Origin of the sequence: Bradyrhizobium betae, from assembly GCF_050632175.1 — a bacterium.
Lineage (GTDB): Bacteria > Pseudomonadota > Alphaproteobacteria > Rhizobiales > Xanthobacteraceae > Bradyrhizobium > Bradyrhizobium betae_B.
In genome coordinates, this window is the sequence record NZ_CP192576.1 from 1,873,693 (window position 1) to 1,894,017 (window position 20,325).

Genomic DNA, 20,325 nt, shown 5'->3' on the forward strand with positions numbered 1-20,325 from the left:
TCAGGCTGCCTTCCGTTCCATGACGATGCTGCCGGCCCCGTCGATATGGGCGTCGAAACTGTTGGAGACGAACGTGGAGGTTTCGTCCTCGGCGATCACGGCGGGGCCCGCAATCGTGGCACCCGGCGCCATGTCCTCGCGGCGATAGAGCGGGATCTCGATCACTTCTCCCGCGCGGCCGTCGAAGAACTTGCGGCTGCCGGAAGCCTTGCCGGCGGGCGTGCGCGCGACCGAGGCAACGACGGCGGGATTGCGCGCATCGGTGGTCGCGAGCACCGACCAGCTCAACACCTCGATCGCTGCGCCCGGGATCGACCGCTCGAACATCGCCGAGTAGTCGGCCTCGAACTTCTGGCGCAGGCCGGCAAGATCGGCCGAATTCAGCGGGCGGTTCGGCAGCTCGATCGTGATCTCGTGGCCCTGGCCGACATAGCGCATGAAGGCGGCGCGCCGCTCGCGCACGGGCGCACCGGCAGCACCTGGCTCCACCAGCGCGCGGGCTTCGGTCACCATCTCCTGCAGGAGATCCGACACCGCCTCGGTATCAAAATCGTCGAGACGGACGTGGCGGCTGCGCACCAGCTCATAGGCGATCGGAGCGGCCAGGAATCCAACGGCCGAACCGACGCCGGCATTCGAGGGCACGATCACGCGGGAGACGCCGATCTTCTCGGCCACGCGCGCTGCGTGCAGCGGCGCGGCGCCGCCGAAGGCGATCAGCGTGTGCTGGCCGACGATCTCGCCGCGTTCGACCGCGTGCACGCGCGCAGCGCTGGCCATGTTCTCGCAGACGACCTCGTGCACCGCATAGGCCGCCGTTTCCGCCGACAGGCCCAGCGGCTCGCCGACGGCGCGCAGCAGCGCCTGCTTGGAAAGCTCCGGGTCGAGCTTGATCGTGCCGCCGGCAAACGCATCGGGATCGATCATGCCGAGCGCGACGTCTGCATCCGTAACGGCCGGGCGCTGGCCGCCGCGGCCATAGCAGGCGGGTCCCGGCTCCGACGAGGCACTCTCGGGGCCGACCGTGACGCGCTTCATCGCGTCGACATGCGCGATCGAGCCGCCGCCGGCGCCGATCTCGACCATCTCGATCACGGGAATGCGCACCGGCAGACCCGAGCCCTTGAGAAAGCGCGCAGCGCGATCGACCTCGAACACGCGCGAGGTTTCGGGCTGGTATTTTTCGATCAGACAGATCTTTGCGGTGGTGCCGCCCATGTCGAACGAGAGCACCTTGGTCTCGCCGAGCCTTGCTGCGATCTGCGCCGCGAAAATGGCGCCGCCGGCGGGACCGGATTCGACGAGTCGCACCGGAAAGCGCCGCGCCGTCTCGATCGAAGTGACGCCGCCGCCGGAGGTGACCAGATAGATGGCGCCGCGGTATTGCTCCACCTGCAAGGCATCCGCCATGCGGGCGAGATAGCCGTCGATCAGCGGTTGCACATAGGCGTTCGCGACCGCAGTCGATGTACGCTCATACTCGCGAATTTCTGGACAAACGGCCGAAGAAACAGTTACGGAGATGCCAGGCATCTCCTCGCTGATGATCGCGGCCGCGCGTCGCTCATGCTCGGGATTGGCATAGGAGTGCAGGAAAGCGATCGCGACGCTCTCGACCTTCAGTTCGCGCAATTTCGGCGCGAGCGCACGCACGGATGCTTCGTCCAGCGGGAGGCGAACGGCGCCGTGGGCATCGATACGCTCGGGCACGGTGAAGCGAAGGCTGCGCGGCGCCAGCGGTTTCGGCTTGTCGATGGTGAGATCATACTGATCATAGCGGCTCTCGGTGCCGATATCGAGCACGTCGCGGAAGCCCTCGGTCGCGATCAGCGCCGTTTTCGCGCCGCGCCGCTCGATGATGGCGTTGGTCGCGAGCGTGGTGCCGTGAATGAAGACATCGATGTCGCTGATATGGGCACGCGCGTCGGCGAGAATGAGACGCATTCCATCCAGCACCGCCTGTTCGGGCCGCTGCGGCGTGGTCAGCACCTTGCGTGTCTTGCGATCCTGACCCACGTCCAGCACGATGTCGGTGAACGTACCACCGATATCGACGGCAAGCCGCACCTCGGCTCCTTCAAGCATACCAAATTCTCCGGCTGATCGTCATAACTCAGGGTGAAAACTGAGCAATTTCCATACCAGCGGCGCCCCCGGCGGTGAAGCGCGTGGCACCTATGCGATTGAGGGATGCGTGCTGCGTCAGAGCAAGAATGCGAGCGCAGCCTCGCAAGGCTGCTCGACCTTCAGGGTCAGGAGATCATCGGCACGCGTGCGTCCGAGATTGACGGCAGCGATCGGGATCTGCCGCTGCGCCGCGGCCTGCACGAAGCGGAAGCCGGAATAGACCATCAGCGACGAGCCGACCACCAGCATGGCGTCCGCCTGCTCGAGATGATCCTGCGCGGTAGCAACGATGTCGCGCGGAACGTTCTCGCCGAAGAACACGACGTCGGGCTTGAGGATGCCACCGCAGGCCTCGCAGGCGGGCACTGTGAACGACGAGAAATCCGCGTGCTCGAGATCAGCGTCGCCATCCGGTGCATCCGCAGCATCGAGCGTCAGCCACTCCGCGTTCGCGCGGCCCAGCGTCTGCTGGAATTCCTTGCGCGGCGTCTTGGCGCCGCAACCCATGCAACGGACCAGATCGAGCCGACCGTGCAGGTCGATCACCTGCCGGTGGCCGGCAGACTGATGCAGCCGATCGACGTTTTGAGTCAGCAGCATCTCGCACCGACCGCTGGCCTCGAGGCGGGCCAGCGCATGATGCGCATCGTTCGGGCGGGCCAGGCCGAACCGCCGCCATCCGATCAGGCTACGCGCCCAGTAACGCTGGCGCGTCTGCTCTTCCGCCATGAAGGCCTGGAAGTTGACCGGCTGGGTTCGCTTCCAATTGCCGAAACTGTCGCGATAGTCGGGAATGCCCGAATTGGTGCTGCAGCCGGCACCGGTCAGCACGAACAGACGCGCGTGCCGGCCGACGAAATCCTGGAGCGGAGTGTTTGCCATGGACACAGATGTAGTCCGCGCCAGCGGGTTTTTCCAGATCACTCCCGCGGCGGCGGCGGCGCAAAACCGACCACCAGCTTCACGAGTTCGCTCTGCCGCGCGGTGCCGGTCTTGTGGAAGACGTTGTGAAGGTGGGTCTTGACTGTCGCCTGGGTCAGCCCGAGCGCCTCGGCCAGCGCCTTCACCCCGCTCACCTTCAAGACGGCGTCGATCACACGGATTTCGCTGGCCGTGAGCTTGTAGAGCTTCGCCAGCGCTTCCAGCGACGGCGGACTTGCGGGCGAGGTCTTGCGGACGAACACCGCGGCAACGGCGGAATGCAGCGCGCCAGTACGCTGACGGTCGCCAGAAGTCAGCGGCAGCACATTTGCGAACCACTGGCCCGACAGCGCCTTCGAGAGCGAAACAGGACCGCTGCCATCAGGCGCAATATTGCCGTTCTCGGCGGTCGCTAGCGCGTCGCGGAGGGCCCGCTGCGCCTCGGACGCGACTGCAGCCAAATTGCCGTTCCGCTCGATCAGCAGCGAGGCCTCGTCCAGCATGGCCCGTCCCGGCGCATTGGTGAAGACCAGGCGCCCGTTCGGGCCGACCAGGAAGACGGCAGCCGTGACGTTGTCGAGCACCTGGGCCAGCACCGCCTGCGCCGACCTGCTCTGATCGAACAGCCGTCCGATCGACACCGCGCGCTGGAAATGCGGAACAATAAGCGCGAGCCGGCGACGATCGTCGGCATCTGCGAGCCCGTGCTCCTCGTGCAAACGGACGGCGAGGATCGATGCGCCCGTTGCACTCTTCTCCAGGTTCGTGGCGAGAGCATCGATGATGCCCTGCGGCTTCATCCACTCCTTGTAGAAACGAGTCTCGACCATTTCCGCGAAGGGGACGAGATCGGTAGATCCGCAGACGACGCCGGCCTCGACGAACGAAGCGGCCGGAAAACAGGGATTGAGGGGAAGATACTTGCCGAAATAGAGATCCGTGAAGTGCGGGTCTTCGTTGAAGATATGCAGAACGGCCGATCGTTGGATGGCCGCATCGTGCCAGAACAGGACGCCGGAGGAACCGCCGACGAACAGGCAAGCCTGCTCCAGGGCACGCGGCCACAGGGCGGGATCGAGCGCGGCGTCATAAACCAGGCCGATCAGCTCTGACAGCAGAGCAGATTCAGAGGTCACCGCCAACTTCATCATTCCAAACAAGCATGCAGGGCATTGGCGCCTTCAGTCCAAATTACCACCATGTCGATGACGACAGCAAAACTCCAACCTTACGAATGACGCAAAGCCCCTGCAGGTGGCAGTGTCTCGGGCAGTCGCGACGATCTTCACGTGCCACTCACAGGCAACGGCATGGACTATTTCGGAGTCACGATCGGCTTTGGCGGAGCGACCTGCTTCTGCGAGACGACCGCTTTACCCGGTGGCAGTGGCTCCGGTGCCGGAGGCGCTACCGGCGAAGACTGACCGACCGACAGCGACACGCCGAACACGCGCCATTGTCCATCGACCGGTGCAAACAGCAACTCGAAATTCACCTGCGAGGGCACCGACGGAAAGAAGCCCGCCATGTGCAGCAATCCGCTCGGCTCGATCTGCGGCAGCAGCGACAATTGCGGGTCGATGACGGTGACGCCGGAAAGATCGAGCTTGTCGCCGCGCTGCTTTGCGAATATCTCCGCGAGTTTTGCGGCGGTGTTGACCTGGAAACCGGGCGCGCCGAGATCGCGCAGCACGGTGTAGTTTCCGGTCTTGTTGGCGTGGTCGAGCGCAAGCAGCGTCGAGCGGATCAGCATCAGAACGCCGTTGCGGTCGATATTGGCCGGCTTCGCTGCGGCCTGCGGCTGCGGCGGCGCCGCCTGGTGTGGCTGCGGCGACGTCTGTTGCGCAGACGTCGTGACGACCCCCAGAATCAGGAGCCCAATTATCGGGAGCCCGAGAGTGGCACTCAACCAGCGCAGCGTCATGGCGAGCGGGTTCTGTCAATCATTGATCGATGCGCTTCAGTGTCTGCTATGAAGAACATAGGTGGAGCGAGATTGCGTGCCACGCATCAACCATTCGGTTGAGGTCGCGGTGTTCCCATTCCTATCGGCCGCTTTTCGTCGGGTTGTTGCCGAAATACACGCGGAAAAGTCTGCGCTGGTTCCACCACTCAGCCGAAGGCGCACAGCAATTCTGCAACACGCAGCAAAAAACTAACCGTCCTGCAGCGACATCGAGCCGACTTCAACCCAATGGTTGATGCGCCTCCAGCATCCATTCCGCACGTTCGCGCCAACAATGAAACTGGGGCGTTTAAACGATGTCATTCGGATTGCTTCGCGGATGGAACCTAGCACGTCATTGCGAACCCAGGCGCGCGCAGTCCAGGGCGCGCCGCGCGACCTTCATCCACCGCCTGGTATCGGCAGGTTTCCTCCTCGCCGCCGCCGCGGCCCCGTTGCTGGCGCCCAAGGCGGCTGCGGCGGCCGACTACGCCGCAGGTGGCGGCGTGAACAACGCCCCTCGGGCAGCGCAACGGCAGTGGGAAGCCAGGCCACAACGACCGGCGCTGCCGCGTCGGCCTTCGGTGAGCAAGCGACCGCGAACGGTGGCGCCGCCACGGCGGTCGGTCAGGCCGCTACGGCAACCGGCATCATCGCCACGGCGATCGGCGGCAACGCGCATGCCGCCGGAAACGGTGCCAGCGCGCTGGGAAGTGGGGCCACCGCGATCGGAGACATCGCGACCGCGGTCGGCTCTGCCAGCGCTGCAAACGGCCTGCAGGCAACTGCAACCGGGTTCTTCGCGAGAGCGACCGGCAATTTCGCAACCGCGACGGGCTCTGCCAGCCAGGCGATCGGAATCAACGCGACGGCTACCGGCGCAAACAGCATTGCCAACGGCGCGACTGCGAGTGCCTTTGGCGCAAGCGCGCAGGCGCTGGGGGCAAACTCGGTCGCGATCGGCGCAAATTCGGTGGCGAGCGCCGCCAACACAGTGTCGTTCGGCACCGCCGGCAGCGAGCGCCGGCTGACCAACGTCGCCGCGGGCATCAACCCGACGGACGCCGTCAACATGAGTCAGCTGAGCGGGATGTCCTCCGGCTTCCAGTCGCAGCTCTCCGGCTTACAGTCGCAGATCTGGGACAACCGCACCGAGGCGCGACGTGGTATCGCTGCGGCGGTCGCCACCGCGAGCGCACCGATGCCGTCGGCGCCCGGCAAGACCACCTGGCAGATGCGCGGCTCCGTCTATCACGGCGAAGGCGGCTTCGGTTTCGGCTTTGCGCACCGTCTCAACACCGCCATGCCGCTGAGCGTGGTCGGCGGCTACGGCAATGGTGGTGGCACCGAGCACACCGGCTATGTCGGCATCGGTGGCGAGTTCTAGCGCGAGGCTTCCAGGTCGCCGGTCGAGGCCGAACCGCCGCCATCCGATCAGGCTACGCGCCCAGTAACGCTGGCGCGTCTGCTCTTCCGCCATGAAGGCCTGGAAGTTGACCGGCTGGGTTCGCTTCCAATTGCCGGCACTGTCGCGATAGTCGGGAATGCCCGAATTGGTGCTGCAGCCGGCACCGGTCAGCACGAACAGACGCTCGTGCCGGCCGACGAATCCTGGAGCGAAGGGCTTGGCGCCGGAGGGTTTGTCATGGCGCAGATGTTGTCTGCGCCGGCAGGTTTTTCCAGATCACACGCGCGGCGGCGCGAGACCCGCAAATCCGTGTCACGAGCTCGCTCTGGCGCGCGGTGCCAATTCGCCATATGCGGCTCCTGCCACTTGCAGGCTGTGTTGGCGTCGCGCCACTCGGAGAATCAGTGCGACCTTCCATCACGAAATGAGGGAGGCCGCGGCATCATCATTCTACTGGGGCGCCTTCTTTATGGAGAAGTACGCGAGGATCTCAGCTGCATTTCCAAGGATCGCGGCCCTGCGCATCGCAGCAGTACGCTCGTCTCCCAACGGCATCCTGCGAGCCCGATCGAGGGCCTCGATCACCTTGGCATTCAGCTCGCCCGCCAAAGGCGACTGGATCAGTTCCGACGAGCTGCCCGCTTCACCCGACGGCGACGACAACGGCACGCCGAAACCTGTTACCATTGTATGATCATCGCAGCGGCAACCAGCAGCATGAAGAAGACCGGCAGCAGCACCGGAGGTACGAGCCACTCGCGAAGACTGTATTCAGGAGAATCCGACATATCGACCGCCTCTTGATCACGGCGGGAGCGCAATGCTCTCAGTCACCGATAACAGCCGAGGGGCGCGCGGTGATAAGTGGGATATAGTGATGTTTCGCCGAATAACGAGGTCCGGCAGAAACTATTCGTCATGATACGCATTTAACTGGGCTATAGCATCGTGGTCGCCAGTAGCGCGCCCGACTAGCAGCAGCCGTGCCCCTCGCCGCGCGCTTTGCCAAGAATGGCCTACAAGGATGGCCTATCCGGGCCTCGACGACGTGTCCGTGTTCTTGACGTACCTGCCCGAGTGCCGCCTCCTCAAAAGTGCCGCGTTCAAGCCGACGCTGGCACCTGCAACCTGATCGGGCCCGAACCATGATCGATTTTCCAAATCACAGCCGCTCATATGACCGGACACGCCGAGCCGTGCGGTTCTGGGGACACGACAGCGCCATCGAGGCCTCGTTCTACATTGATGAGGGCGCATTGAAGCATATCCAGCCGGGCGCGAATCCCAACGAGTCGGGTTTTCTGAACGCGTTCGATTCCCACCGCGACCTGATATGTGCCGCTGCGGCAAGGAAATATGTTCGCGGCAGCAGGGGCTCTTACGATCTGGTCGCGGGAGATTTTTGAAACTGTCCGCTCGAACTTGCCCTGGTCTAGCTCGCCCAGTTCTCGCGGAACTCCGGGAATAGCGTCAGGCCTCCGCAGGCGTAGATCGTCTGCCCGGTGATGTAGCTGGCGTCGTCCGAAGCGAGGAACGCGAATACGGCGGCGATCTCTTCCGGCGTTCCGACGCGGCCGAGCGGAATGTGACTGGTAACCTCCCCGCGTTTTTCGGGATTGTTCCGCCACGCTTCATTGATCGGCGTGTCAATCGCACCGGGCCCCACCGCGTTGACGCGGATGCCGCGGCCGGCGAATTCCAGCGCGAGCGTGCGCGTCAGATTGGCCATCCCGCCCTTGCTGATGGAATAGGCGAGATAGCCGGGCTTCGGGATGATCTGGTGGACGCTCGAGCAGTTGATGATGTTGCCGCCCCCGCCGCGCGCAACGAAATGCGCGAGCGCCTTCTGCGCGCACAGCACGGCGCCGTTGAGATTGACATCGATGATGCGGCGATAGGTTTCGATGTCGAGCGACTCGCTCGGCGATTCCTTTTGGAAACCCGCATTGTTAACGAGGCAATCGAGCCGCTTCCAGCGCGCCAGGATCGTCTCGAACATCGCGGATATTTCGCTTTCGCTGGCAACGTCCGCCTGGACGATGACATGATCGAGCTTGCCGTGTCCCCTATCGCTCGATGCCGTCCGAGCCAGCGCAAGCGTTTCCTCGGCCCGATCGACATGTCCGAAATAGTTGATCGCAACCGTCGCGCCCTCCTCCGCCATGCGGATCGCGACCGCGCGGCCGATGCCCTGCGAGGCCCCGGTCACCAGGGCATATTGGCCGATGAGACGCGAGGGAAACGGGATTGAACGATCAGTCTGCGGCATGGTCGGCTCCAGGTCATCTTCGACGTCTCATCGCGACGTCACGACATAACATCAGGGAAACCAGATTTTTGTTCCATCACCAAGCTGCGTCCGTGCCCGCGAGATCATTGCGGTGCAGCGGCCGATCTTCGTGCGATCCGACAAAAAAGTGATTGTCGCTTCCGGGGCCGCCATCACATGATGTAAATCATGCAAGATCAATGCGTTCCGGGGCCAAGGGTATGACACAGATTGCGATCCAGCCTGCCATTCACCGGCGGCATCAGCCCTGGTATACGATCCTCTACGTCCAGGTCCTGATCGCGATCGTGCTCGGCGTGCTGATCGGCTATCTCTATCCGGATCTCGGCAAGGCGCTGAAACCGCTCGGCGACGGCTTCATCGCGCTGATCAAGATGATGATCGCGCCTGTCATCTTCTGCACCGTGGTTCACGGCATTTCCTCGATGGGCGACCTCAAGCGCGTCGGCAGGGTCGGACTGAAGTCGCTGATCTATTTCGAGACGGTGTCGACGGTGGCGCTCGCGATCGGCCTGTTGGTCGGCGAGATTCTCCAGCCCGGCAACGGCTTTAATATCGATCCCGCCACCATCGACCCGAAGTCGGTGGCGACCTATGTCAACAAGGCCCACGAAGACGGCATCGTCGCCCATTTGATGGCGATCATTCCCGACAGCTATGTGGGCGCGATTGCGCGCGGCGACCTCCTGCAGGTCTTGCTGATCTCGATCCTCTCCGGCTTCGCCATCGCCTTCCTCGGCAAGGCAGGCGAGCCGATCGCTGAGGCCATCGACAAGGCCGCAAAGATGTTCTTCGGCATCATCCGCATCATCGTGCGCGTGGCGCCGATCGGTGCGTTCGGCGCGATGGCCTTCACGGTCGGCGCCTACGGCCTCGGCTCGCTGCTCAACCTCGCTGCCCTGATCGGCACGTTCTATCTCACCAGCATCCTGTTCGTGCTGATCGTGCTGGGCTCGATCGCGCGGCTCGCTGGCTTCTCGATCCTGCGCTTCATCGCCTATATCAAGGACGAGCTTTTAATCGTGCTCGGCACCTCGTCGTCCGAGACTGTGCTGCCGCAGATGATCCAGAAGATGGAGCATCTCGGCGCCTCGCGCTCGGTGGTCGGTCTCGTCATCCCGACCGGCTACAGCTTCAACCTCGACGGCACCAACATCTACATGACGCTGGCGACGCTGTTCCTGGCGCAGGCCACCAACACCCATCTGACGATCTGGCAGGAGCTCGGCATTCTCGGCATCGCCATGATCACCTCCAAGGGCGCCTCGGGGGTGACCGGCGCCGGCTTCATCACGCTGGCGGCGACACTCTCGATCGTGCCCGACATCCCGATCCAGTCGATCGCGATCCTGGTTGGCATCGACAAGTTCATGAGCGAGTGCCGCGCGCTGACCAATCTGATCGGCAACGGCGTCGCCTGCGTCGTGATCAGCATTTCCGAAGGCGAGCTCGACCGCGACGCGCTGCACCAGACCATGGCCCATCCGCTGGAGATCGGCGAGGCGCTGGAGCCGGGCGGCAGCGCGGCGGCGTAGCCCACGCGCAGCGCGGTTCGAGGCGGTAGTTTCCCGGAGTTCTCAATTGGTGCGGCACGCGTCACAACAGCCGCGTTGGGATCACGGACCGATACTCATTCATTCCACCCGACGTCCTGGCGGCAGGGCGTCGGGTATTTGGCAATCATTGCGATATCCGGACCGCGAGGCGGGATCAGACGATCCCGCCGGGCTCACTTTGCGCATGGACGGACAGATCGAGCCGCCGCGCAACTCCAATCGCCTGCAGGAACGCCTCGTCGTGGCTGACGACGAGCAGCGCGCCGTCATAGGCCCTCACGCCGGCCTCGACCGCTTCGATGGACTCGATGTCCAGATGATTGGTTGGTTCGTCCAGGATCAGCAGGGCCGGGGGCGTTGAGCCGCCCAGCACGCACGCAAGGCCCGCACGAAACATCTGCCCGCCGCTCAGGCTTCCGACACGCTGCGAGGCCGCGTCGGCTCGAAACATGAACCGCGCCAGCGCGGCATGGCATTCGTTCGCACCCGCTTTCGGATTGAGCCGCCGAAAATTGTCCAGGATGGAGATCGCGGGATCGAGCAGGCTGACCTGCTGGTCGAACAGGGCGAAATCCGGCCTGACCCGTACGATACCCGAGAGAGGACTGAGCTCGCCTGCAATGAGCTTCAGCAAGGTCGTCTTTCCGGAGCCATTGGGCCCGACCAGCGCGATGCGCTCGGGACCGACGATCGTAAGCGAGAAGTCGCGCAAGATCACCCGCCCCGGCTGATAGCCGGCGCTGACCCGGTCGAGCCAAAGTACCTCTCTGCCCGCCGGCAAATTCGTTGCGGGCAGCTTCACCGAGAGTGGCTGGAGGATCTCGACGCGGCGACGGGCCGTGTCGACGGCGTTGACCGCCTCCGCCCTCCGACGCTCCGCGATTTGCGAGGTCTTTCCGCCGCTGTCCTGGCTACGGTCCTTGCGCGCACCGGCCAGAATCCGCGGCATGTCGCCTTTGGCGCGTTTCTTCCTCCCGCCGCTGTCCTTGCGCGCCTTCCTCTCCGCGGCTTCCTGCGCCTTGCCATCGATCTCGGATAGGTGCTTCTCGGCATGCGCGAGGTCATGCCGGACGGCCGCGAGTTCGACCGCCTGCTGCGCGCGGTAGCTGGTCCAACCACCGCCGTATCGCATCGCACCGAGTGTCGTCAGCTCCACGATCGCATCCATGGTCTCGAGCAGTCCCCGATCGTGGCTGACGACGATGGCCCCGCTACGCCAGCCGGCGAGGAGATCGGTCACCGCCTTGCGTCCGTCACGGTCGAGATTGTTGGTGGGCTCGTCCAGCAGCAAGAAGTCCGGCTCGGCAAAGACAAGCGCGGCGAGACGAACCCGCGTGATCTGACCGCCGGAGAGGCAAGACAGCCGCGTCTCGGGAGACGGATCGAAACCGAGGCGCGCCAGCGCGGCCTCGAGCCGCGCGTCGAGCGTCCAGTCGACGTCGGCGATGTCGTCGGCCGAGGCATCGCCTCGCTCGGCACGACGAAGCAGCTCCAGCGCCTGCCGGACACCGAACAGATCAGCCACGGTCGCGCCGGCAAACGGCTGCGCGTCCTGGCGCAGCAGGCCGATGGTGCCGTTGACCAGAACGCGTCCGGAGCGGGGATCGTGCTGCCCGGAGATCGTGGCAAGCAGCGTCGTTTTCCCGACGCCATTGCGGCCGACGAGCCCGGTTCGTTCGGCACCGAACGTCAGGTCGATATTGGAAAGGAGGGACCGGCCGTCAGGCGAGGACAGCGACAGGTTCGACAGGATGATTGAAGCAGGCATGGAGTTCCCCGTGAGCAAGGCGGATGAGCTTTGCGGTCGGGTTGAAATCCATGGCTGCGACCATCCTGATTGAGGAGATGGCTTAACTAAACCTGCCGGCGGAGGAGATCAAGCCGCATCGGCCCGATCCAGCCGGCAAACGCATCAGCCCTTGAGCGCGGTCACCACGATTTCGATCAGCGCGCCGCCGCCGAGATCGGCGACGCCGACGGTGGCACGGGTCGGCAGATTGTCGCCGAAGAACTCGGTCCAGGCAGCATCCATCTCCTTCTTCTTTGAGAGGTCGGTGACGAAGATCGAGGCGCTGACGACGCGGCTCTTGTCGGTGCCGGCTTCCTTCAGATAGCCGGCGATCTTGCCGAGAATGTTGCGGGTCTGGTCGCCCATCGAGACCGAGGTGTCGTCGGCGATGGTGCCGCCGACGAAGACGAAACCGTTGGCCTCGACGGCGCGGTGCATGATGGGCGTGCGGATGCTGCGGGTGATGCTCATGATGTCCTCGTATGGTTAGAGCGTCGTGGGATGAAAGCGGTCGATTCCGAGATCGCTAATGCGGGTCTGGGTGCCGCCGTTGACGATCAGTTCCGCCATGACGGCGCCGGCGCCGGGGCCAAGCTGAAAACCGTGCAGTGAGAAGCCGAACTGGTGATAGAGGCCCTTGTGGCGTGAACTCGGCCCGAACACGGGGATGTCGTCCTTCATCTTGGCTTCGATGCCGGCCCAGGCGCGCATGATCGTCGCGTCGCGCATCACCGGGAACAGCTCGAAGACCGTGCGTGCGCTGGTCGCCAGACTCTTCCAATCCAGCACCGTCTCGTTGCGGTCCTGATAGGGCGTGGCCAGATGGCCGCCGCCGATCAGCACCGTGCCATTCTTGAACTGCTTGAAGGAGAGCTTCCGGCCGCGCAGGATCACGACGGGGTCGATGAAGTGCGGAACGCGCGAGGTGATCATCAGCATCGGCGCCACAGTCTCGACCGGGACCGGCTCGCCGAGAGCGGCCGCGATCTTGCCGGCCCAGGCCCCTGCGGCATTGACCAGCACCGGCGCGGCGAAGCTCTCGGCGCCGACATCGACAGACCAGAGGCCATCATTGTAACGGATGTTGCTGGCAGCCACGCCCTCGCGCACGGTCGCGCCGAGCTGCTCGGCCTTTCGCCGGAACGCCGTCGTCGCCTGCGCCGGATTGGCCGCGCCATCGCGCCGCGAGACCACCCCGCCGGGGCAGGTCTCGGCCACCGCCGGCACGAGGCGCCGCAACTCGGCCGCGTCGATCAGTTCTTCGTGGGTGAAGCCGAGCGCATTCAGCTCGGCGACGCGCGCGCGGCAGACCGCGAGTTCTTCCTCGTTCTCGGCGACCAGCACCTGGCCGTGGCTCTCGAAGCTGCAATCGTCGTCGAGGAGATCATTGATCTTCTCCCAGATGCCCATCGAGCGGATCGAGAGCGGGATTTCGGGGATGTGCCGTGCAAGCTGGCGCACGCCGCCGGCATTGACGCCGGAGGCATGGCGCCCTGCATAGTCCTTCTCGATCAGCACCGGCTTCAGGCCGGCGAGGCAGAGATGCAGCGCCGTGGAGCATCCGTGGATGCCGCCGCCGACGACGATCGCATCCACGTTTGTCGTCATCCGCGCACCACGGCCTTGACGTCGGCTTCGCTCTTGGGAACGGCGGCGAGCTCGGCCAGCGTGATCGGCTTCACCGGCGCGCGCAGCCGGTAATAGCCGATCTCCTGCGGGGTCTTGCCCCGCGCCTGCGCCATCAGCTCGGTGACGGTGAGACCGCAGAGCCGGCCCTGGCACGGACCCATGCCGGTGCGGCGATAGGCCTTGAGCTGGTTCGGCCCGGTCGCGCCGATCGCGACGGAATCGAGAACATCCTTGGCGGTCACCTCCTCGCAGCGGCAGACGATGGTGTCGCCCGAGGGAATGCGAAACTGCGGCGCCGGGCGGAACAGCGTATCGAGAAAGACGCGGCCGCGCTCAGCTTTTGCGAGATCGCTGCGGAGCGTGGCCATCGATGCAAGCTTCGCCGCTGCCGCAGGCGCCAAAGCCTCCACAGCAGCGCGCGCCGCGATACGGCCGCGCACCACCGCCGCGTTGGCTCCGCCGATGCCTGCCCCGTCGCCCGCGATCGCAATGCCGGCAACCGAAGAACTTCCGCTCGCATCGAGCACCGGCGACCAGCACAGTTGCAAATCATCCCAGCGATGCTCGACGCCGGCCGACATCGCGAGATTGACGTTGGGCACGACGCCCTGATGCAGCAGCAGGAGATCGGCCGAAATCGTCTCGCGCTTGCCGCCCGCGACGTAGCTCACGCTCGCAAGCTGGCCATCGCCAGCCGCAGCGAGCTCGGTGACATTAGAGATGACCTGCACCTTCGCCTTCACCTCGCGCATCATCGACAGGCCCTTGGCGAAATAGGGCGAGGTCAGAAACGCAAACGCGTGCGGCAGCGCGGCGAAATAATTGCCGCGCTCGGTGGTGTCGAGGATGCGGTCGATCCGGCCACCAAGCCGCAGAATCTGCGCGGCGAGCAGCCAGAGCAGCGGCCCCTGCCCTGCGATCACCGTGCGGCCATCGGGCACCAGAGCCGACGACTTCAGCATCGTCTGCGCGGCACCCGCGGTCATGACGCCCGGCAGCGTCCAGCCGGGAATCGGGAACGGCCGCTCCAGCGCGCCGGTCGCGAGGATCACGCGCTTGGCCTTGACGAAAGCCGAGGCGCCGCCGACGGACACCGCGACGTCGAGATTGCGGTCGAGGCTCCAGACCGTCGCACGGTGAATGACTTCGGCGCTGCCTGCGCGCAGCGACTGCACGAGCTCGGCACCGACCCAATAGTCGGCGCCGAGCTGGTTGCGGTCGGTCACAGGCGTCGAGGCGATGGCGCGAAACACCTGGCCGCCAGGGCCGATGTTCTCGTCGAGCAGCAGCGTCGAAAGGCCGGCCTCGGCGGATGTCGCCGCCGCAGCAAGGCCCGCGGGCCCAGCCCCGATCACCACCACGTCGTAGTCTTCGCGCTTGGGAGCCATGGTCATCGCCCGATCTCCCGCTTGCCCTTCTGGATTTCGATCTGCATGCCCTCGGCGACGGGGACGAGACAGCCCTGCCGGTTGCCGACGCCGTCGATGGTGACGAGACAGTCGAAGCACACGCCCATCATGCAATAGGGTAGCCGCGGCGCACCGCTGACGGCAGTCGACCGGCGCGCGTCACAGCTCGAGGCCAGCAGTGCGGCGGAGACGGTGTCGCCCTGACGCGCCGCGACGGCGACGCCGTCGACGAAGATCTGCACCTGTGGCCGCTTGTCCTGTTCGGATCGTTTGAACATCCTGGTTCCTTCAATATCTCTAGTAGCCGCTGTTGTTCGCCGCGCCCGCGCCGCCAAAGCGGCTGGCGGAGAACGCACCGACCAGTTCCGGCTCGAGCGCGCCGGCAGCAACCATGCGCGCGATCTCGAAGGCGTGGTTGGAGGCGAGCGTGACGCCGGAATGGCAACAGGCGACGAAGGCGCCGGGATGCGTCGCCGACTGGTCGTAGATCGGAAAGCCGTCCTGCGGCATGACGCGGATGCCGGCCCAGCTCCTGACCACATTGAGCCGCGACAGATGCGGGAACATGCGCTGGGCGCGATCGGTCATCACGGCGCTGATCGAATGCTTCAGCGCGCGGTCATCCAACTCGTCTTCCTTGCTGTCGCCGATCATCACCGTGCCTTCGTCGGTCTGGCGGATCGTCGTCAGCGGATGCGGCAGGAACGGCATGGTGCGCTCGGTCACCACGATCTGGCCGCGGGTCGGGCCCATCGGCGCGTAGAGACCGACCATCGGCGCCAGCGTCTGGTTGGCATTGCCGGCAGCCAGCACGAGCTTGGCGGCACGGAGCTCGCCCTTCGGCGTGGTCAGGCGGAATTCGCCGTCGCTCTTGCTGATCGCCGAGACCGGGCGCTCCGGAAAATAGTCGATGCCGAACGCCTTGAAGCCGGTGTGGAAGGCACGGAACGTCCGCAGCGAATTGACGTGGCCGTCGAGCGGGCAATAGCTGCCGCCGGAGACCTCCGGCCCGATCAGCGGCAGCGACTTCTTCACCTCGGAGGCGGACAGCATCTCCATCTTGTAGTCGGCCGCGCCGGTCTGGTTGTGCATGCGCTTGACCAGCTCGGTGCGCTGGCCGAATTCGTCGTCGCCGAGCGTCAGATGAAAGCCGCCATTCTGCTGGAGGGCGACGTCGAGCCCGGTCTGCTGCTTCAGCTCCGAGGCGAGCCGGCCCCACGCCTGTGATGCCTGCACGGTCCAGACCGTGTAGGCGGGCATGCCGAGCCCTTTGCTCTGGACCCAGACCAGCGCGAAATTCGCACGCGAGGCACGCTTGGTAATGTCCCCTTCGTCGAGCACAGCGACGCGCTTGCCGAGCCGTCCGAGGCCCCAGGCAATGGCGGAGCCGAGCAGTCCGCCGCCGACGACGGCGACGTCGTAATCCGTTCGCATAGATTCTCCTATCGTCCCGTATCGCCCTTGCCGGCGAGCACACGGTCGAGCCCGTAGAAGCGGTCGAGCAGAATGAGGGCGGTCATGGTAACAGCGATCACGCAGGCCGAGACCGACGTCACCAGCGGATCGATGTTGTCCTGGATATAAAGGAACATGCGCACCGGCAACGTTTCGGTGCCGGGTGCCGCGAGGAAGACGGTCATGGTGAGATCGTCGAAGGACTGGATGAAGGCGAGTGCCCAGCCGCTGATGACTCCGGGCAGGATCAGAGGCAGCGTCACGCGGCGGAACAGCGTCCAGCCGCCGGCGCCGAGCGAGACAGCCGCCATCTCGACCGTGCGATCCATGCCCGTTGCGGCCGCCAGCGTCAGCCGCAGCGCGAACGGAAACACGATGATCACATGCGCGATGATCAGCGCGGCAAAACTGCCACCGAGGCCCGCCGAGGTGAAGAAGCGCAGAAAAGCAATGCCGAGCACAACATGCGGGATCATCAGCGGCGACAGGAATAGCGCCGCCAGCGCGTCACGCCCGCGGAAGCGATAGCGCGCGATCGCCAGCGCGGCGGGCACCGCGAACAGCAGCGCCACGAGGGACGACAACGCGCCAAGCCCGAGGCTGACCCAGAACGCGTGGATGAATTCGGGATAGTTGCCGATCGCCCTGAACCAGCGCAGCGAGAAGCCGTTGGTCGGCAGCGACAGAAAGCCCTCTGGCGTGAAGGCGACGAGGCAGACCACCAGGATCGGCGCCACCATCACGATGACGAAGATGGTGTGGAAGATCAGCGCCAGCGGACCGTTCCTCCTCATCGGAACACCTCGGCATAGCGGCGCTCGATCAGCGCGTTGCTGCCGACGACGATCAAGACCAGCGCGACCAGCAAGAGCGTCGCGACCGCGGCACCGAGTGGCCAGTTCAGCGTATTGAGGAATTCGTCATAGGCAAGCGTCGCAGCGACCTTGAGCCGGCGGCCGCCGATGATCGCGGGCGTCGCAAACGCACTGGCCGAGAGCGAGAACACGATGATCGCGCCCGACAGCACGCCCGGCATGATCTGCGGCATGATGATGCGGCGAATCGTGGTGATCGGGCCGGCGCCGAGCGACATCGCGGCATTCTCGATCTGCGGATCGAGTCGCTGCAGCGCCGCCCACACCGACAGCACCATGAACGGCATCATGACATGCGCGAGCGCAACGACCATGCCGGTCTCGGTGAACATGAAGGGAATGGGCGAGCTGATCACGCCTGCCGACATCAGCAGCTTGTTGACGAGCCCGTTGTTGCCGCCGAACAGCAACGCCCAGCCGAGCGTGCGCGCCACCACGGAGATCAGCAGCGGCCCGAGAATGACCAGCAGGAAGATACTCTTCCAGCGGCCGTCCATACGGTTGAGAATGTAGGCCTCGGGCGCGCCGAGCAATGCGGTGAGCAGCGTGGTCAGGATCGCGATCCGAAAGGTCCGCCAGAACATCTCGGCGTAATAAGGATCGGTCGCGATCTCCTTCCAGTTTTTGAGGATGAAGACCGGCTCGATGCCCTTGTATTGGCCCCAGTCGTGGAACGACAGCATCACGGTCATCGCCAGCGGAATCAACAGCACGCCGACGAACAGCATCAGGGCGGGCGCCGCCAGTGCCCATGGCGCCCGGGCGTTGCGCTCGTCGGCGGCCATGCTCATGCGGAGACTCCGCCGCGCACGCTCATGTCCTCTGGACGCCAATTGAGACGTACGGCATCGCCTTCGGCTGGCTGCGGCTTGCCATCGTTCTGACGGATCACGATGGCCGGCCCGCATTCGCTGTCGCACTGGAACAGCCAGTGATTGCCCTGAAAAATGCGCGTGATGATTTTGGCGCTGAGTCCCGTATCACCAAAGCCGATTCTCTCGGGACGGACACTGACGGTCACGGGCCCGCCGAGCCCGGCCGGCGCCGGCGCGCGCCAGGACCCTGCCACCAACTGGGTGGGCGAGACGACACGGTCGATCATCCCGGGAAAATCATTGGTCTTTCCCAGGAACTGCGAGACGAAGGCCGAAGCCGGCCGCTCGTAAGTCTCCTGCGGCGTGCCGATCTGCTCGATCTTGCCCTGGCTCATCACCACGATCCGATCGGACAGCGACATCGCCTCGTTCTGGTCGTGGGTGACGAGAATCGTGGTGGTGCCGATGGTGCGCTGGATCTGGCGCAGCTCGATCTGCATCTCCTCGCGCAGCTTGGCATCGAGATTGGACAGCGGCTCGTCGAGCAGCAGCACGCTTGGCTTGATCACCAGCGCCCGCGCCAGCGCCACGCGCTGCTGCTGGCCGCCGGACATCCGGCGCGGATGGCGGTCTTCATAGCCCGCAAGCCCGACCATCGCGAGCGCCGCGCGGACGCGTTCGGTCCGTTCGCTGCGCGTCACCTTGCGCATCTCCAGACCAAAGGCGACGTTTTCCGCCGCGGTCATGTGCGGAAACAGCGCGTAGCTCTGGAACACGATGCCGAGCCCGCGCTTGGCCGGATGGATCGCGGTCAGGTCCTTGCCCTCCAGGCGGATCGCGCCGCGCGTAGGGTCGAGGAAGCCCGCGATCATCTGCAGGGTCGTGGTCTTGCCGCAGCCGGACGGGCCGAGAAAGGAGATGAACTCCCCCTTCCCGACCGACAGGCTGAAGTCGTCGACCACGGTCTGCGCGCCGAATTGCTTGGCGACCCGATCGAGCTCGAGATAGGCCATCACGCTGTCTCCGCTACGAAAGATCAGATCAACGCTCGACCTCGCGGTTCCAGCGCTTGGTCCACTCCTCGCGCTTCTCGTTGATGACGGTCCAATCCGGATTATAGAGCTTGGCCGCGCGCTCGCCGATCGGCGCCATCTTGCCGAACTCCGGCGGCACCACCAGCGATTTCAGCACCGGGCCGTAGCCGTATTCCTTCAGCATCACGAGCTGGATCTTGGGCTCGAGCAGCATCTTGACGAAGCTGGACGCCAATGGCGACGCGTTGGGCTTGGTGACGGGACAGGCCGTCGTCAACAGCGTCGCCGCGCCCTCCTTCGGATAGACGAAGTCGACGGGGAAGCCGGTGTTGGCGAAGCTCTGCACGCGGCCGGTGCCCCACACCGCGATCACGGCCTGGCCGGACTGGAACAGCTCGGTCATCTTCCCCGGCGACGGCTCGTAGGCGAGCACGTTCGGATTGATCTGCTCCTTGAAGATCTTGAAGCCGGAATCGACATTGGTCTCGCCGCCGCCGTTCATCTTCGACAGCATTACCAGCGCTTCGAGACCGTAGGTGTTGTTGATCGGCGGGATCACGAGCTGCTTGGCGTATTTCGTGTCTTTCAGGTCGTTCCACGAGGTCGGCGGCGCCCAGCCTTTCTCCTTGAAGACCTTGGTGTTGTACATCAGTCCGGTGGCGACGATGCCGATCGCGACGGCGCGATCGTCCTTGAAGCGGGCAGTGTCGTAGAGATCGGCCGGCAGGCCGTCGAGCTTGCCGCAGAAGCCAAGCTGGATCGCCTGATACATCGGGCCGTCGTCGACGATGGCGACGTCGATCTGCTGGTTGCCCTTCTGCGCCTGGAGCTTTGCCAGCGTGTCGGTGGAGTTGCCGGCGACGTATTCGACCTTGACGCCATTTTCCTTCTCGAAAGTCGGGATCACCTCGTCCCGTATGGTCTTCTCGAACGAGCCGCCGTAGCCGGCGACATAAAGCGTTTTCTGCTGGGCCGAGGCGGCCGAAATGCCGGCGGCGAGGGCCGCGATGCTGACCGCTGTCAGAAGGCGAAGAGTCTTCATGTGGTCCGATCTCCATACCGGAATGAGGTG

The 20,325-nt window shown here is 64.7% G+C and carries 19 protein-coding genes and 1 pseudogene; 3 read left to right on the forward strand and 17 right to left on the reverse strand.

The features are described 5' to 3' along the window. From ACQ86E_RS09240 to ACQ86E_RS09255, 4 genes are all read right to left on the reverse strand, one after another. Positions 1–2,085 (reverse strand): hydantoinase/oxoprolinase family protein, encoded by a 2,085-nt coding sequence (locus ACQ86E_RS09240; RefSeq protein ID WP_431205124.1) that lies wholly within the window; start codon positions 2,083–2,085, stop codon positions 1–3. A 117-nt stretch (positions 2,086–2,202) separates the two neighbouring features. Further along, positions 2,203–3,009 carry an NAD-dependent protein deacetylase gene (locus ACQ86E_RS09245; protein WP_431205125.1) on the reverse strand — a complete coding sequence of 269 codons (807 nt, stop codon included), beginning with the start codon at positions 3,007–3,009 and terminating at the stop codon, positions 2,203–2,205. Between the two features lie 38 nt (positions 3,010–3,047). Next, a complete protein-coding gene (locus tag ACQ86E_RS09250; RefSeq protein WP_431205126.1) occupies positions 3,048–4,184 on the reverse strand; it encodes a helix-turn-helix transcriptional regulator in 1,137 nt (378 codons plus the stop codon). 179 nt (positions 4,185–4,363) lie between these two features. Next, on the reverse strand, positions 4,364–4,972 hold the full coding sequence (locus tag ACQ86E_RS09255) for a hypothetical protein (RefSeq protein WP_431205127.1): 609 nt from the start codon (positions 4,970–4,972) through the stop codon (positions 4,364–4,366). 559 nt (positions 4,973–5,531) lie between these two features. Between ACQ86E_RS09255 and ACQ86E_RS09260 the strand changes: the two genes are divergently transcribed. Further along, the gene (locus tag ACQ86E_RS09260; protein ID WP_431205128.1) at positions 5,532–6,380 is read left to right on the forward strand and encodes an adhesin; all 849 of its coding nucleotides are present in this window, start codon (positions 5,532–5,534) and stop codon (positions 6,378–6,380) included. Positions 6,381–6,407: 27 nt separating this feature from the next. Here the strand turns inward: ACQ86E_RS09260 and ACQ86E_RS09265 are convergent. Both ACQ86E_RS09265 and ACQ86E_RS09270 read right to left on the reverse strand, forming a co-directional pair. After that, positions 6,408–6,640: pseudogene (locus ACQ86E_RS09265) on the reverse strand (Sir2 family NAD-dependent protein deacetylase); the annotation flags it as partial. Positions 6,641–6,851: 211 nt separating this feature from the next. Then, the gene (locus tag ACQ86E_RS09270) at positions 6,852–7,088 is read right to left on the reverse strand and encodes a hypothetical protein (RefSeq protein ID WP_431205129.1); all 237 of its coding nucleotides are present in this window, start codon (positions 7,086–7,088) and stop codon (positions 6,852–6,854) included. 458 nt (positions 7,089–7,546) lie between these two features. Here ACQ86E_RS09270 and ACQ86E_RS09275 point away from each other — a divergent pair, with 458 nt between their 5' ends. Beyond that, positions 7,547–7,807 (forward strand): DUF1488 domain-containing protein, encoded by a 261-nt coding sequence (locus ACQ86E_RS09275; protein ID WP_041748050.1) that lies wholly within the window; start codon positions 7,547–7,549, stop codon positions 7,805–7,807. 26 nt (positions 7,808–7,833) lie between these two features. On the opposite strand, the gene ACQ86E_RS09280 is transcribed toward ACQ86E_RS09275, so the two are convergent. Then, the gene (locus ACQ86E_RS09280; RefSeq protein WP_431205130.1) at positions 7,834–8,670 is read right to left on the reverse strand and encodes an SDR family oxidoreductase; all 837 of its coding nucleotides are present in this window, start codon (positions 8,668–8,670) and stop codon (positions 7,834–7,836) included. 221 nt (positions 8,671–8,891) lie between these two features. Here ACQ86E_RS09280 and ACQ86E_RS09285 point away from each other — a divergent pair, with 221 nt between their 5' ends. Next, positions 8,892–10,226 (forward strand): dicarboxylate/amino acid:cation symporter, encoded by a 1,335-nt coding sequence (locus tag ACQ86E_RS09285; RefSeq protein WP_431205131.1) that lies wholly within the window; start codon positions 8,892–8,894, stop codon positions 10,224–10,226. A gap of 175 nt (positions 10,227–10,401) precedes the next feature. Here the strand turns inward: ACQ86E_RS09285 and ACQ86E_RS09290 are convergent, their stop codons facing one another. The 10 genes from ACQ86E_RS09290 to ACQ86E_RS09335 form a co-directional block, all read right to left on the reverse strand. After that, entirely contained in the window at positions 10,402–12,015 is a 1,614-nt protein-coding gene (locus ACQ86E_RS09290) for an ABC-F family ATP-binding cassette domain-containing protein (protein ID WP_431205132.1), read from the reverse strand. A 144-nt stretch (positions 12,016–12,159) separates the two neighbouring features. Continuing rightward, positions 12,160–12,507, reverse strand: a complete 348-nt coding sequence (locus ACQ86E_RS09295; RefSeq protein ID WP_431205133.1) for a RidA family protein — start codon at positions 12,505–12,507, stop codon at positions 12,160–12,162. Between the two features lie 15 nt (positions 12,508–12,522). Then, on the reverse strand, positions 12,523–13,644 hold the full coding sequence (locus ACQ86E_RS09300; RefSeq protein WP_431205134.1) for an NAD(P)/FAD-dependent oxidoreductase: 1,122 nt from the start codon (positions 13,642–13,644) through the stop codon (positions 12,523–12,525). Next, entirely contained in the window at positions 13,641–15,059 is a 1,419-nt protein-coding gene (locus tag ACQ86E_RS09305; protein ID WP_431205135.1) for an NAD(P)/FAD-dependent oxidoreductase, read from the reverse strand. Before ACQ86E_RS09305 ends, ACQ86E_RS09300 begins: the two co-directional genes overlap by 4 nt. Beyond that, on the reverse strand, positions 15,056–15,352 hold the full coding sequence (locus ACQ86E_RS09310) for a (2Fe-2S)-binding protein (protein ID WP_431205136.1): 297 nt from the start codon (positions 15,350–15,352) through the stop codon (positions 15,056–15,058). The genes ACQ86E_RS09305 and ACQ86E_RS09310 overlap by 4 nt, the downstream gene beginning before the upstream one ends. A gap of 19 nt (positions 15,353–15,371) precedes the next feature. Beyond that, positions 15,372–16,508 (reverse strand): NAD(P)/FAD-dependent oxidoreductase, encoded by a 1,137-nt coding sequence (locus ACQ86E_RS09315; protein ID WP_431205137.1) that lies wholly within the window; start codon positions 16,506–16,508, stop codon positions 15,372–15,374. Positions 16,509–16,516: 8 nt separating this feature from the next. Beyond that, positions 16,517–17,323 carry an ABC transporter permease gene (locus tag ACQ86E_RS09320; protein WP_431205138.1) on the reverse strand — a complete coding sequence of 269 codons (807 nt, stop codon included), beginning with the start codon at positions 17,321–17,323 and terminating at the stop codon, positions 16,517–16,519. Beyond that, entirely contained in the window at positions 17,320–18,195 is an 876-nt protein-coding gene (locus ACQ86E_RS09325) for an ABC transporter permease (protein ID WP_431205139.1), read from the reverse strand. Before ACQ86E_RS09325 ends, ACQ86E_RS09320 begins: the two co-directional genes overlap by 4 nt. Further along, positions 18,192–19,232 (reverse strand): ABC transporter ATP-binding protein, encoded by a 1,041-nt coding sequence (locus ACQ86E_RS09330; protein WP_431205140.1) that lies wholly within the window; start codon positions 19,230–19,232, stop codon positions 18,192–18,194. Before ACQ86E_RS09330 ends, ACQ86E_RS09325 begins: the two co-directional genes overlap by 4 nt. 28 nt (positions 19,233–19,260) lie before the next feature. Continuing rightward, positions 19,261–20,295: an ABC transporter substrate-binding protein gene (locus ACQ86E_RS09335; protein ID WP_431205141.1), complete on the reverse strand. Its 1,035-nt coding sequence runs from the start codon at positions 20,293–20,295 to the stop codon at positions 19,261–19,263. Positions 20,296–20,325 lie beyond the last annotated feature (30 nt).